This is a genomic window from Pseudarthrobacter woesei, assembly GCF_055412745.1.
The window spans coordinates 57690-70216 of record NZ_JBVAYU010000017.1 but is presented as its reverse complement, the minus strand read 5'-3'; the positions used below and the strand labels follow the sequence as shown (position 1 = coordinate 70216).

Annotated in this window: 15 protein-coding genes and 1 pseudogene; 5 read left to right on the top strand and 11 right to left on the bottom strand. The window is 64.6% G+C overall.

The genetic code is table 11. The features are described 5' to 3' along the window. Nucleotides 1–142 precede the first annotated feature (142 nt). Entirely contained in the window at nucleotides 143–334 is a 192-nt protein-coding gene (locus ACZYZE_RS17685; protein ID WP_463909280.1) for a Sec-independent protein translocase family protein, read from the top strand. A 47-nt stretch (nucleotides 335–381) separates the two neighbouring features. Next, a complete protein-coding gene (tatC, locus tag ACZYZE_RS17680) occupies nucleotides 382–1176 on the top strand; it encodes a twin-arginine translocase subunit TatC (protein ID WP_463909278.1) in 795 nt (264 codons plus the stop codon). Nucleotides 1177–1290: 114 nt separating this feature from the next. Here tatC and ACZYZE_RS17675 read toward each other — a convergent pair whose 3' ends face one another. From ACZYZE_RS17675 to ACZYZE_RS17640, 8 genes are all read right to left on the bottom strand, one after another. Continuing rightward, the gene (locus tag ACZYZE_RS17675; RefSeq protein WP_463909276.1) at nucleotides 1291–1569 is read right to left on the bottom strand and encodes a transposase; all 279 of its coding nucleotides are present in this window, start codon (nucleotides 1567–1569) and stop codon (nucleotides 1291–1293) included. Continuing rightward, a complete protein-coding gene (locus tag ACZYZE_RS17670; protein ID WP_463909274.1) occupies nucleotides 1542–1958 on the bottom strand; it encodes an IS110 family transposase in 417 nt (138 codons plus the stop codon). The genes ACZYZE_RS17675 and ACZYZE_RS17670 overlap by 28 nt, the downstream gene beginning before the upstream one ends. 42 nt (nucleotides 1959–2000) lie before the next feature. Further along, on the bottom strand, nucleotides 2001–2465 hold the full coding sequence (locus ACZYZE_RS17665; protein WP_463909272.1) for a cupredoxin domain-containing protein: 465 nt from the start codon (nucleotides 2463–2465) through the stop codon (nucleotides 2001–2003). Between the two features lie 49 nt (nucleotides 2466–2514). Beyond that, complete coding sequence (locus tag ACZYZE_RS17660; protein WP_463909270.1) at nucleotides 2515–3147, bottom strand: hypothetical protein; 633 nt, start codon at nucleotides 3145–3147, stop codon at nucleotides 2515–2517. Between the two features lie 53 nt (nucleotides 3148–3200). Beyond that, complete coding sequence (locus tag ACZYZE_RS17655; RefSeq protein WP_463909269.1) at nucleotides 3201–3899, bottom strand: sortase domain-containing protein; 699 nt, start codon at nucleotides 3897–3899, stop codon at nucleotides 3201–3203. 24 nt (nucleotides 3900–3923) lie between these two features. Next, on the bottom strand, nucleotides 3924–4694 hold the full coding sequence (locus tag ACZYZE_RS17650; RefSeq protein WP_463909267.1) for a hypothetical protein: 771 nt from the start codon (nucleotides 4692–4694) through the stop codon (nucleotides 3924–3926). A 188-nt stretch (nucleotides 4695–4882) separates the two neighbouring features. Then, nucleotides 4883–5305, bottom strand: coding sequence for a hypothetical protein (locus ACZYZE_RS17645; protein WP_463909265.1), 423 nt, complete (start codon nucleotides 5303–5305; stop codon nucleotides 4883–4885). Between the two features lie 50 nt (nucleotides 5306–5355). Then, on the bottom strand, nucleotides 5356–5751 hold the full coding sequence (locus ACZYZE_RS17640; protein WP_463909263.1) for a cupredoxin domain-containing protein: 396 nt from the start codon (nucleotides 5749–5751) through the stop codon (nucleotides 5356–5358). A 245-nt stretch (nucleotides 5752–5996) separates the two neighbouring features. On the opposite strand from ACZYZE_RS17640, the gene ACZYZE_RS17635 reads away from it, so the two are divergent. Continuing rightward, on the top strand, nucleotides 5997–6833 hold the full coding sequence (locus ACZYZE_RS17635; protein ID WP_463909261.1) for an alpha/beta fold hydrolase: 837 nt from the start codon (nucleotides 5997–5999) through the stop codon (nucleotides 6831–6833). 1266 nt (nucleotides 6834–8099) lie between these two features. Next, nucleotides 8100–8521: pseudogene (locus ACZYZE_RS17630) on the top strand (transposase); the annotation flags it as partial. A 246-nt stretch (nucleotides 8522–8767) separates the two neighbouring features. On the opposite strand, the gene ACZYZE_RS17625 reads toward ACZYZE_RS17630, so the two are convergent. The 3 genes from ACZYZE_RS17625 to ACZYZE_RS17615 all read right to left on the bottom strand — a co-directional run bounded on the left by ACZYZE_RS17625 (nucleotide 8768) and on the right by ACZYZE_RS17615 (nucleotide 11556). Beyond that, nucleotides 8768–9967, bottom strand: a complete 1200-nt coding sequence (locus tag ACZYZE_RS17625) for an IS110 family RNA-guided transposase (RefSeq protein WP_463909259.1) — start codon at nucleotides 9965–9967, stop codon at nucleotides 8768–8770. Nucleotides 9968–10210: 243 nt separating this feature from the next. After that, a complete protein-coding gene (locus tag ACZYZE_RS17620; RefSeq protein WP_463909257.1) occupies nucleotides 10211–11194 on the bottom strand; it encodes a M56 family metallopeptidase in 984 nt (327 codons plus the stop codon). After that, nucleotides 11191–11556 (bottom strand): BlaI/MecI/CopY family transcriptional regulator, encoded by a 366-nt coding sequence (locus ACZYZE_RS17615; protein WP_463909255.1) that lies wholly within the window; start codon nucleotides 11554–11556, stop codon nucleotides 11191–11193. Before ACZYZE_RS17615 ends, ACZYZE_RS17620 begins: the two co-directional genes overlap by 4 nt. A 154-nt stretch (nucleotides 11557–11710) precedes the next feature. On the opposite strand from ACZYZE_RS17615, the gene ACZYZE_RS17610 reads away from it, so the two are divergent. Continuing rightward, on the top strand, nucleotides 11711–12415 hold the full coding sequence (locus tag ACZYZE_RS17610) for a thioredoxin-like domain-containing protein (protein WP_463909253.1): 705 nt from the start codon (nucleotides 11711–11713) through the stop codon (nucleotides 12413–12415). Nucleotides 12416–12527: the final 112 nt, after the last annotated feature.

The window sequence follows — 12527 nt, the reverse complement described above, 5'->3', positions numbered from 1 at the left end:
ATCGGACGACCCGAGGAAATCACGAGCTCCACGGCGTCGTCCTTGTACTTCTGGCTATACCTCTTACGGTCGGTCATGCGAAGAAGGGCTCCTAACAAGCTGTCTCACAAAACCATACGGCCGCACTCTGAAGCTGCCGGGCATGGCCCGGAGCCTTGGCAAGGCGATAGAAATCTTTACGTCCGAAGTCCGTGAAATAAAGAAGAGCGGCACCACGGATGCCGAGGGCAGCTCCGGGCCGTTCGAGGGACCCGTGGCCGCCGGCCCGAAGTCTACCGACACCGAAAGCCGCACCGCAGACGGACCCGGCGTTCTGTCGCCGAACCGCTTCTGAGACGCCGCGGCAGTGGCCATGAGCCGTCGACCTAATCCCGGGGGCGGATGGCGCTCCTGGAACACCTCAAGGAATTGCGGAACCGGCTCTTCCGGGCTGCTATCGCCGTCGTGCTGGGAACCGTCGTCGGCTTTCTCGTTTATCAGCCCTTTCTCGCGGCGCTGATCAAGCCGATCCGTGACCTGAACGAACACGAAGGACGGCAGGCGACGCTGAATTTCGACGGCGTGGCGAGCTCCTTCGACCTGATGATCCAGGTTTCTGTGTTCCTGGGACTCATCGTCGCCAGCCCCGTCTGGCTGTACCAGCTCTGGGCCTTCATCGTCCCGGGCCTGCACAAGAAGGAACGCCGGCTCTCGCTGTCCTTCGTTGCTGCCGCGGTGCCGCTGTTTGTGGGCGGGGTGCTCCTGGCCTGGCTTGTGCTCCCCAACGCGGTGCGTGTGCTGACGGACTTCACTCCCTTCGGCGGCTCGAACTTCATCAGTGCCCAGATCTATCTTGCCTTCGTCCTGCGGCTGCTGCTGGCCTTCGGCATCGCGTTCCTGCTGCCGGTCATCTTGTTCGGGCTGAATCTGGCCGGACTGGTCAAGGGCAAGCAGCTCGTCAAGAGCTGGCGGATCACGGTGTTCCTGGTCTGTCTGTTCGCGGCCATGGCTGCGCCCGGCGCGGACGCCATGAGCATGTTCTACCTTGCCGGCCCCATGCTGGTCCTCTTCTTCGCGGCCATCGGCCTGTGCCTGCTCAACGACCGCCGCCGCGAGAAGCGGGCCCTCAAACGCGCCGTCGAAACCGAAGCCACCGCGGACCAGGCCACTCCCGGCCCCGAGCTGGAGCATCTCTAGCCGTCCGCACCAGGGACCGGAAGGCCACGTATTCTTTTGTTCCCGGGTCAGTGGCCATAAGCACGAGTGCACAGCGGTGCAGTGCCGCGTTGGGCTGTCGATCGCCGCCGCGATTCAGGCGATGTCTGGTGGCTTCCCGGATGAGGCCGGCAGCGGAGATGTTCCGCAGAGGGCGGCGAAGGCAGCTTCGCTGCCTAACCGGTCGGCGTTGTCTCCGGCGGTGAAAAGCAGCTGGCTGGCTGTGACTGTCGAGATGCCCCGCGTGGCGATCAGGGCAGGATTTGTTTCCGTTACGAGAGATTCGGGCTCCTGGTCATAGGTGCTGATCTCCTCGCCAAGGTCCATATACCGGCTGGCTAGGCGTTTCAGCGTCGAGCGAGTGAACACTTCCACCTCGTGCGCTCCCGACCTGGCGTGGGGAAGCAGCGGGGTTTCTGATCAATTTTTTGTGTTGTCAGTCCGCGGTATTCGCCCCGGAAATGCTCCGGAGCGGTCACCAGCAGGGACTTGATCTGGGTGACTACTTCGGTGCGGGCCTTGAGCGCTGAGCGGCGCCCGGCATGGATCACCCTGATCGTTTCAACCGTGCTGTCACTAGTACGGGGCGTCACTGTGTCGTTGGGCGCCAAAGCGGCATGCGCTGCGGTGTGGGCGTCGATGGGGTCTGACTTGCCTTTGAACCGCCGCGCTGTTCGGGCAGGCCTGATCACTTCGACCACGGTGATACCGTGGGCGTGCAGGTGGCGGGTTAATCCGGCCCCGTATGAGTTTGTGCCTTCCACTCCGACTACTTGACTTTGCCGACAGGTAAATCACGCGAAGTGTTATTTCACGGTGAGGGTGCCTTTCATGTTGCCGTGGAAGGTGCAGTGGTAGGGGTAGGTCCCGGGTTTGGTCGGGGCGGTGAAGGTGCCGGTGCCGACTTTGATGGCGGCGTCGAACGCGTCACCGGTGTCAGCGGTGATGGTGTGCGCTTCGATGTCTTCGTTGGTGACACTGATTGTCGCTCCGGGGCTCACGGTTTCCGCGCCCTGGTATTTGAAGCCCTTGATCAGTATCTTCGCCGAAGCCGCTGCGGGTGAAGAGCTTGGGCTGGAGGTCGAGGGAACAGGTTCAGTGGTGGCAGGGAGGGTTGAGGCTGATCGTTCCGTCGTTGTCGGTGCTGCTATCGTGCCAGACCCTGACGTGGCAGACCCTGACGTGCCAGGGGCGCCGCAGCCGGACAGAGCCAGCACGACTACTGTTGCCGCCAGTCCGAAAGCCCTGAGTGTTCTGGTGTTCGCCTTCATGATGAAACCTTTCGTCTGCCCTGCTGTAGTGATCTGCGGCGGGGGTGTGTCAGGGGTGTTTGATCCAGCAGGCCAGGATGGTGGTGGAAAGCTGGTAGGCCAGGGCATTCCTGGTGATGTTGTCCGGTCCCAAGGTCGCAGGCAGGTCGGTAGCATCCACCTGAAGGACGAAGCTGTCCTTCTGGAACACTGCTGACCCGTCAGCGGTTTCGTAGGCCGGGAAGCCCAGGTTCGCCAGACCCTCGATGGGTGTGGCGTCCTTTGCCAGGGCCTGCATTGCGTCGAAGTATTTCAGTGCCGACGCCTGATCTTTCGCTTCCCTGACGGAGATCTCCAAGGCACCCTCTTTGAGGTGGTACGTGCAGGTAAAGGTGCTGTCGGCCCAGTCATTGACTGTGTGCGGTTCTGAGTCCAGATCCAGGATGGATGTGAGCCTGTCCATCGGCTGGTCTCCGCACACCATCAGGGCAGCGTCGCTGGGGCCTTGGGCCTGGGGTGCGCCCGGGGACGGGGAGGAGCCGTGGTTGTGCCCGTCGGCGTGCCCTGATTCGGCGGCGGCTGAGGATGACGAGGCAACGACTGCGGGGGTGGCCGGCCCGGCGGATCCGGCGGCTGCTGCGCAGCCGGAGAGCAGCAGTGACGTGGCGGCCAGGGTAGCCAGGGCATGCTTTCGGTGTTTCATATCCAGTCCATTCGCGCCATTTGCCGCTTCCGGATGGAGCGGGAGTTCCGTGTTCAGACTTTGAGTTTTGCGTAGATGACGTAGTTGTCATCGAAGAGCCTGGTGGCGGGATCGTAACCGTCGCACGTGATGAGCCGGAGCTCAGCGCCGGGGGTATTGCCGTAGACCTCGAGGGTGGGGAGCTGGCTCTTGCTGTACTGGGCGCCGCGGTCAACGGTGAACACCGCCTTGGTGCCGTCGATCCGGGAAACATTGATCTCAGCACCGGGGGTGAGCTTTCGGAGGTCAGCGAAAACTCCGGTGGCGCCGCCGAGTGCGTTGACGTGGCCCAGCATCACGGAGGGGCCACGTTCCCCGGGGGAGGGGGAGCCGTTGTACCAGCTGGCGGGTGCCCCGCTTCCGGTAGGGGGTACTTCCAGGGAGCCGTTCTCCCGGAGTCCAAGCTTGAGGAGGTCGGTTCGCACGCCGATGGCCGGGATTTCCAGGGTCACCGGCTCGGATCGGGTCAGCACCGCGGGCTCTGCCACGGCAGGCGCGGCAGCCGGACTCGATGCGGGAGGTGCCGGTACTGCGGAACCGGGTGCGGCGGGGGTGGTTGCCGCGGAGGGTACCGCTGAAGCGGAAGGTGGGGAGCCGACGTCCAGCGTTCCACTGTTTCCTGCACCGCAGCCGGCCAGGGCCAGCAGGAGCAGAACCCCGGCCGCCGTGGCGGACCGGAGGCCCCCGCGGCGGCCGGGATTCTTGGTTCTCACAGTAGTGATCCGGTCAGCCGGTGCTTAGGCCGCTGAACCGGCGCTGCGGCGGCGGACAACGTAGGCTCCACCGGCAAGTGCGACCAGGGCCAGGCCGCCACCGACGGCGAGGGCACCGGTGTCGGTACCGGTTTCCTGGCTGACGCCGGTGTCAGCGCCGCCTGCCGGCACCTTCATCTGGCCGGCCTTCAAGGTCCCGCACAGGGCAGGGGAGGTGGCGGCCAGCGGAAGGGTGGGGGCCAGGTCGGACTTGGCGGCCTGCCCTGCGGCGCTGAGGGTGGCGGGGTCAAGGCCGTGAACGACCACAACAGCGGTGCCGGCGTCCAGGGCTGCCTTGGTCTCGGCGTTCAGTTCGAACGTGCGGTCAACGGTGTAGGCAGCACCCTGGCCGCCGACCTTAAGGTCAAGGCCGGCTGCGGGGCTGGTGTCACCGCTGGTGGACAGGGTTGTCACGATGGCGCCGTAGGACGGAGCGCCTTCGGTGGTGGAAATGACCTGGTCGCCGTCCTTATCCGCCGAGGGATCCGGGCAGACGCCCTTAGCCCCGCCGTGGATGTGCTGAACGTGCGGGTAAGGAGCGTCCATAAAGGTCGCGGGCATCCCCGAAACCTTCAGGACAACGTGGGCCTGGTTGCCCTTGACATCAACAGTGATGGTGCCCGAGCCTTTGCTGCCGTTGAGCTGGCCCAGGGTGGACTGGTAGGACTGGTCCGCTGCCATCGCAGGGGAACCGGAAAGGGCCAGGGCGGCCAGGGCCAGGGTGGGGACTGCCATAAAGCGAAGTGTCTTATTCATGGAATAATCTCCTCATACACGCGCGTGTGATGTTGGCGCCCCCAGGAAAGGGACACCGGTACTTCGGAACACTACCGGCAAAGGATGGGTGAAAATGTGGCCCGGACCACATTTTTTTAGTCCAGTTACCGGCGGGTGGGCATCAGAGGTGCCTGACCCCGGGCCGGTAACCAGCCCGGTCAGGCACTTCAAGCCCCGCTGCGGGCCCCCCTGGCAGCAGGCCTTGATCCAGGTAGGGTCTTGTGCAGTAGGGCGTACCCGGCCACCGCCAGGGCCCCTGCGGCCGCTTCGGCGACCGCCGTGATGGTCTTGGCCGTGTACCAGACCGGTTCATACATCGAAGGTAACGGCCCAACAGCGGGGACCTGGACATACCGGTAAAGAATGACCGCGCCCAGAGACGACAACGCCACCACAGCGGCAGCCGCGAAAGCGGTCCGGGAACCTTTGAGCAGTACGAACACCGCGGCCAGGGCCGCGGCTCCGGCCTGGATCAAAAACAAGGTCCCTTGCCCGAGACCGCCCGGCGCTGCCTGCTGATAGCCCGGGGCGAGCTGGACATGGACCACGGCACTGACCACCAGACCGGCCGCAACGCCGACACGCAGCACCCAACGAGAACTCGTCCGCGGATTCGTTTCCGGCCGACTTATCTCACGGTTCATTTCACGACCAGCGTCCCGGTCATCTGCGGGTGAAAGCTGCAGATGATCCCGTACTCACCCGGGGAATCCGGTGCCCGAAGGCTCACGGTTGCACCGGCCGGGACTTCAACGTCGAACCCGTCCTTGTCCTTGGCGGTCAGGGTGTGCGGGGCGCTGTCCGCGTTCGTCACTGTCACCATCGCTCCCGGCTTCACCGACGCCGGGACCTCATACGCGAAGCCCTTGATCGTGATAGCCCCTTCGGACGCCTGCGCCGACCCATCAGCTGGGGAGGCGGCGGAACTGGTTGCAGGCGGCGCGGCGGGTGCGCCCCCGCCCTCAGCAGCGCACCCGGTAATGCCCGCCAGCGCAACTGCCGCGGCTGAGGCCCAAATACGAGTAGTGGTTTTCATGAAAAATCCCCTTCGAAAGGGATATTGTCCTCCACCCGCCGGACGGCGCGCCCATCAGGAAACTACCCCACACACCCTATTCGTCACCCCTGCCCTTACGGACTGCCCGACGGGGACTCGCGGAATAACCGGCCCGGACCGGGTCCATGTTGTCCGGAGGAAGTTTTCTGATGTGAAAGACATCATGCTTCCGGTCTGTGTAGGCTGGCCCCATCCGGCACGGTACGAGCATCGAAGGGTGAGTCATGACTGAAATCACTGCACATCACGGATTGTTCAAGGACACCAACCTGCATGTGGATGACACCGGAGGGCCGGGTCATCCGGTGGTCCTGATCCACGGGTGGCCGCTGTCCGGGGAAGCGTTCCAGGCCCAGGTGCCAGCGCTTCAAGACGCCGGATACCGGGTCATCACGTACGACCGGCGCGGCTTCGGCCGCAGCGACAAACCAATGACTGGCTATACGTATGACACGCTGACCGAAGACCTGCACGCCCTGCTGGAGCAGCTGGAACTCGATGACGTCACCCTGGTCGGCTTCTCCATGGGCGGCGGCGAAGTGGCCCGCTACTTCAGCCTCTACGGAGCGGAACGGCTGCGCAGCGTCGTTTTCGCGTCCGCGGTCCCGCCCTACCTGATGCAGACCGGCGACAACCCCGAGGGGCCCCTGACCAAGGATGCGGCCACGAAGATGACAGCGGACCTTACCAAGGACGAAGACGAGTTCTACGACGGATTCACGCGCGAGTTCTTCTCCGTCAACGGAGAACTCAAGGTCAGCGAACAACAGCGCCAGGATGCCTTCGCGTTGTGCAAGCAGGCGGACAAGAAAGCGGCCCTCGCGTGCATGGCCGCCTTTGGCGGCACCGATTTCCGTGACGACCTCGGCAAAGTGACGGTTCCGGCGCTCGTGCTCCACGGAGACGGCGACGCCATCGTACCCTTCGAAGGATCCGGTCAGCGCACACACGCAACCCTGCCCGGGAGTGAACTGCGCGTCATCGCCGGAGCACCCCACGGATGCAACGTAAGCCACTCCGACGAATGGAACGAAGCACTGATCCAGTTCCTGGCCAAATAGTCCACGAGGTCCGGCAGACCTCGTGGAACTACTCCACAGGAGCAGCAGTTGAGAGTAGATCTTACGGGACGAAACCGCCATCTGGGCTGTGATCTAACCGCCACGTTTCGCTAACAATCACAGCCCAGAGGATCCGCAAGGATTCCGACGCCACGCAGCGTTCCTTATGCCCGTGGACCAGATACAGAATGCCCACGTTGTAGTGCCAAATCCTGAATCGCAGTCGGTACGGTGCCCGCAGGTCCACTATCCATGCGCGCACCGTGCCGAAAGTCGCCCTCGTGACGGGAGATTGTCGCGCGAGTGGTGGGAAAACTAACGGGCCGCCCAGATTACCCGTCACCGCGGACCCGGATCTGCGGGGGAGTGCCCCACCAGCCTGTCCCGGTTCCTAGGAAGTGGGACCGAGTGTTGCCCCCGCGCGCCGTCGATACTCTTGAGGCGCCGTCGCTCACGCCCCGGAGGAGCGCCTCGCCGCGTCGAATTTGAGGCCCTCAACGAACGATTGACTCTTTCCTCGCACCGGTGACCGGTGACCGGTGACCGGACGGGCGGCGTGGTGGTCCACGACCACGCCGCCCGCCAAACCATCATGAGAACCACAGGGGCGAGGGCGAACTCTTCCGGGTCGGGGTTTCCGGCCAAAACGGCCGGGGTAAAGTCCGTGACGACTGTCGTCCAGGTTTTTACGTCCGGGCTCGTGCGGAGGGTCCCGTCGAAGGCCACGATCCCGGACTTGGTGAGGCTTAGGGCGTGGAAGTCCGATCGCATGGCCGGGAGAGCTCTTCCCAGCTAGTGCCGCCGTCGGTGGATCTGATCAGACCGAGTGGGTTGGGGAAGTGGAGTCTTTTCCGGGGTGGCCGGAGGCATAGTAGACGCCTTGGTCCTTGCCGGCGGTTGAGCCCATCAGGTCATTGGTGGCCCCGATTTTTTGTGGCCGGTCTCTTGGAGACATCGAACAGGCCGTCGTGGGCGGCCAGGAATACTTGGCCTGTTTCGTCGCCAACGATGAGGCCAGGATGTGGGCGCTGGGAAGTCCACTGGCACCGCAGGGAGTTCGGGACTGCTCCGACGGACTGGAGGCAGGCAGGCCGACAGGGTCAAAACCAGGCTGGCTTCGGTGGCCAGAATGCTGCCGAGCGGATACGGAACGTGAATGGAAAGGTCATAGGAACTCCAGGTATTCGACGCGGGACGGGGTGAAATCCGCTGTGACGGCCAGCAGTGCAGCTAGTCCAGCTGCGCGCCTCCCGAACAGAGATCCTGGCACAAGTGGAGAAACTCGTGGAGGCCCACCCTCTTCACGAGATCCTGATGTCCCTACCGGCGGTCGGCGTCAGGACGGCAGCCTGGATCATTACCGAGGTTGTCGGCAAGGAATTCAAGACCGCCGGGCACCTGGTATCCGACTCCGGCCTTTGCGCCGGTGACGTGGCGCTCCGGAACCTCGAGCCGCGGCGACCACTCCTCGAAGAAGGGCAACAAGATCCTCAAACGGGCGTTCTTCCTCTCGGCGTTCGCGTCCCTCAAAGACTCCGTCTCCCGGGAGAACTCCGACCGCAAACGGGCCGAAGGCAAACGGCACAACCAGGCCCCTTATCGCCCTCGCCAGACGCCGCTGCGGCGTCCTATCCGCGATGCTGCGCGACGGAGCGCTTTACGAAGCGCCCGAGACCAAAGCGGCCTGAGAAAACCGGCACATCCGCCGGCGTCCGCCGACACCGGCCGGGTACCCCTTGCCCAAAAACATCCGGCCCAGTCGCGGGAAAGAAAACCACTCCCGCCGCTTGACAAAGATCATAGGGACACCCCGTTCCGGAACATGGTCGACTGGGGGACTAAATCATGCCGGGGCCGACAGGCCAGCAACCCCGATTCTTACTCGTTCAGGGGCTATAAGAAAGCTAACGGGGGGGGTGTCCCTATGCTTTTGGTCAAGCTGCTTGGGGAGTTTTTTCCTGGTAGAGGGTTCCGTTTTTGAGCATGGCGAAGATGACGTCGCAGCGGCGCTGGGCGAGGCAGATGACGGCGGCGTTGTGTTTCTTCCCTTCGGCCCGTTTCCGCTCGTAGTAGGCCTTGGACACGGGATCGTGGCAGGACGCTATCCATGCGGACCGGAAGAGTGCGTTCTTGAGTTCTTTGTTGCCGGAGCGGGCGGGGAATTCGCCGCGGATGGAGGTGCCGGAGCGCCGTGTGACCGGTGCGATGCCGGCGTAGGCGGCGAGGTGGCCGGAGCTTTGGAAGCTGCTCGTGTCGCCGATGGTCAGGAGTATGGTGGCGGCGGTCTTGATGCCGACTCCCGGCATGGACATCAAGACCATGGAAAGAGGGAAGTCGTCCAGGAGTTTTTCGACTTCGTCGGCGACGATGCTCCGCTGGTGTTTGAGTTCCTTGATCTGGGCGGCGACGCGCGGGATGACCAGCTCCACGGCCTCGGTCCCGGCGACGGTCACCGTCTGCTCGCCCAGGGCGGCGAACACGGCGTCGATGAGCGCGGCCGGGTCTTTGCGGCTGTGGTTGCGGGCCCAGCGCAGCACGTTCGACCGTCCCGCGGCACGAAGACCGGTCGGGCCCGCATATTTGATCAGCAGTTCCAGGACCAGGGAACGGGTCAGGACTGTCCCGGGAAAGGCGCGTTCCAGGGCCGGGAAGATCTGCAGCAGCAGGGACCGGAGCCGGTTGATCGCGCGCGTGCATTCGTGGGTCAGATCCGTATCAAACCCGGAAAGCACCTTCAGCGCCGAGAGGACCTCGCTGTCACGGTCGACCGCCCGCAGGGTGTGCGGCATCGCCCGGGCCGTCTCGGCGATGATGAACGCGTCCCGGGCGTCCGTTTTCGATTTCCCGGGATACAGGTCCGCAGCTTTGCGCATGGCCAGCCCGGGCAGATAGGCGACTTCGCAGCCGCAATCCCTGGCCACTGCCACGGGCAGCGCGCCAATGGTGTTCGGCTGGTCCACGATCATCAGCACGTTCCCGTACTGCTGCAGCGTCATGAAAAGCTCCCGCAGCCGGGCTTCGTCCTGCGGCAGCGGCTTATCAAAGAGGCGTTCGCCGGCGCGGTTCAGCGCGGTGGCGTGGTGGTCGCTCTTGCCGACATCGAGTCCGCAGTAAACGTCGAATCCCTCATCCATATCGGCGCTCCTTTGCACCACTATATGGCCGCAGTCACGACACCCGATGCCGGCACCCACGTTACGAAGAGACCTGGACCCGTTGGTCCGGCCTTGTCCCTATCAGCGGTCAACAAGTGTCTCCGGACCCGGCGACAACACCCCCCGGATCATCAGTGACAGGGCGAGAAAGTCATACCGGGTCCAGCGACCATGTCCCCGGCGATCGGGGACCCAATAAATGTAACGTGTCGGCGGCCGGCTTCAGGGGGCGGGAGAGCTGGCGGAGACGGTCGTATCGGGGCAGAGGTTGTTTCCCGCCGCGGCGGCAGCGGGTCCTCCCAGCAGCAGAACCGGGAGGGCAAAAAGTGCGGCGACGGCAAGGGAGCCGGCCGCCGTCCGGGCGCGGCCCAGGGGGTTGTGCGGGGGAATGAGCCGGCGCACGCGGGCAGCGGCGCCGGCGCCTCCGGCTGCAAGTGCAACGGCCGGGAGCGGGGCCCTTCCCGGGGAGGCGACGGCCAGCAGGGCCCCGGCAACGGTGAGTCGTCCTGACCGGACGGCCGCTGCATCATCGGCTCGCAGTTCGATCAGCCGGGCCGTCTCTGTAGAGGCGAGCCGGAACAGCGCGATGCCGGGGAAAGCCGCTGCCAGAGCACGAGAAAAGCCCAGGATCAGATCGTGCCGCTCCGATAGATGGGCATGTTCGTGGGCCAGGACGGCGTCCAGTTGCGCGTCGTCCAGGGCCCGCAGTGCCGCCGTTGTCACAACGGTGCGCCGCCGCCTTCCGGGGAGGCAGTAGACCGTCGATTCGTCCGAGTCCAGAACAATAACACCAGGGTGTGCATCGTCGCGTCCGACGATGTCAAGAATCCTTCCGTGACGGGCGCGCTCCCGGGTCATACCGGCCAAGCCCGTGCCGAGGCACCACAGACTGCGCCCGAGGATGCCCAGGGCGAGGATGGCGCCTGTGGCGCCGGCCGCAGCTCCGCCGGGAGATGCGTACTGCTCCTGAAGGGCCATGATGCAGGCCTGCAGCAGCCCGGCGAGGCCCCTGCTCACGCTAACTGTGGGGAATGTCAGGGCCGCTCCAGCCAGGGTGACGGCGGCAAGTACGGTGACTGTCAGGGCCTGCCATGCGGCGATGGCCAGCCGGGGAGCCCTGTCCGCCCAGGACGCTGCCCGCAGCAGCCGCGGTCCGGCTACAGCGAGCGTGAGAGCGTAGGCGAGGAGGGACAGTGCGGCGATCATGACTTCGCGTCCTGCTTCCTGGCCGCGCTGAGGAGCCGGTGCAGCTCCTCGGCTTCCTCGGGCCGTATCCCCTCCACGAAGCCGACCAGCGCGGCAGCCCGGTCATCGGTCAGGGAGAGTGCTTCTGTGACGAGTCCGGCAACATACCTGTCCCGCCCCGCGGCCGCTCCATAGCGGAAGGCCCGGCCGTCGCGATCCTTCGTCAGCCAGCCTTTGCGGTGCAGGATCTCTGTCACTGTGTGCACCGTGTTGTAGGCTAGCCCCCGGTCCAGGCCCTCGAGGACCTCCCGGACCAGCAATGGTCCGTCCGCGCGCCAGATCTGCTCCATGATGGCGCTCTCCAGATCGCCAAACTTTGGCATGCTGCCTCCTTGGGCCTTGTTCCTATCAAGGATAGGAGATGCGCCGGAGTATTGCACCTAAGCACCTAAGTAAGTTAGGTTTATGCAGGAACGCCGGACCTCCGGTGGGCGAAGCGCCCGGTCTTGGGCGCCACTGACCGCAAAGGACCCATGGATGTCCCGACCCAAGAACTCCGGCAGGCCTGCAGTGGGCGTCGGCCGCGAATCGCAGCCGGTTCCCGGCAGTCCGGGCCTCAAGCAGCAGCGTGCAGCAGACATCCGGCAGAAGCTTGCCGGACACAAAGACCAACACCGCAGGCAACGGCGCAACCGGCTCATCCTGATCATCACGGCCTGGACCGTGGGCATCGCCCTGGTGGCGGGACTGGTCGTCTTCGCCGTCATCAGCAGCATGCCGAAAACCCCGCCCGCCGCCCTTGAGGGCGTCCAGACGCTTTCGGGGCGGAGTGCCAACCATGTGAACGGGCCCGTCAAGTACGAGCAGGCACCGCCGGCAGGTGGCGATCATTCACAGATCCCGCTCGATTGCGCCGTGTACACGGCGCCCGTGCCCAACGAAAACGCGGTGCACTCCCTTGAACACGGAGCCGTGTGGGTGGCCTACGACCCCCAGGCGGTCACCGGTGAACAGCTGGAGGTGCTGCGCAAAGACATCCCGCCGACCTACGCGATCCTCTCGCCCTACGAGGGCCTTCCGGCCCCTGTCGTCGCCTCCGCCTGGGGTACGCAGCTGAAGGCCACGGGCGCTGAGGACCCGCGGATCAAGGACTTCATCTCAAAATACCGCAGTGCTAAGTCAGCCCCGGAACCCGGGGCACCCTGCACCGGAGGGCTGAACGGCCCCGGCAAGCTCAAGTAGCGGCCGGTGCAGCTTTCTTCTCTAAGCCAGCACGGAGGGAGAACGAAAAGCGATGACGGGTCATGAAGGCTGGTGGGCGAACTGTCCGGCCTGGGCAGGACCGTCGCTCTGT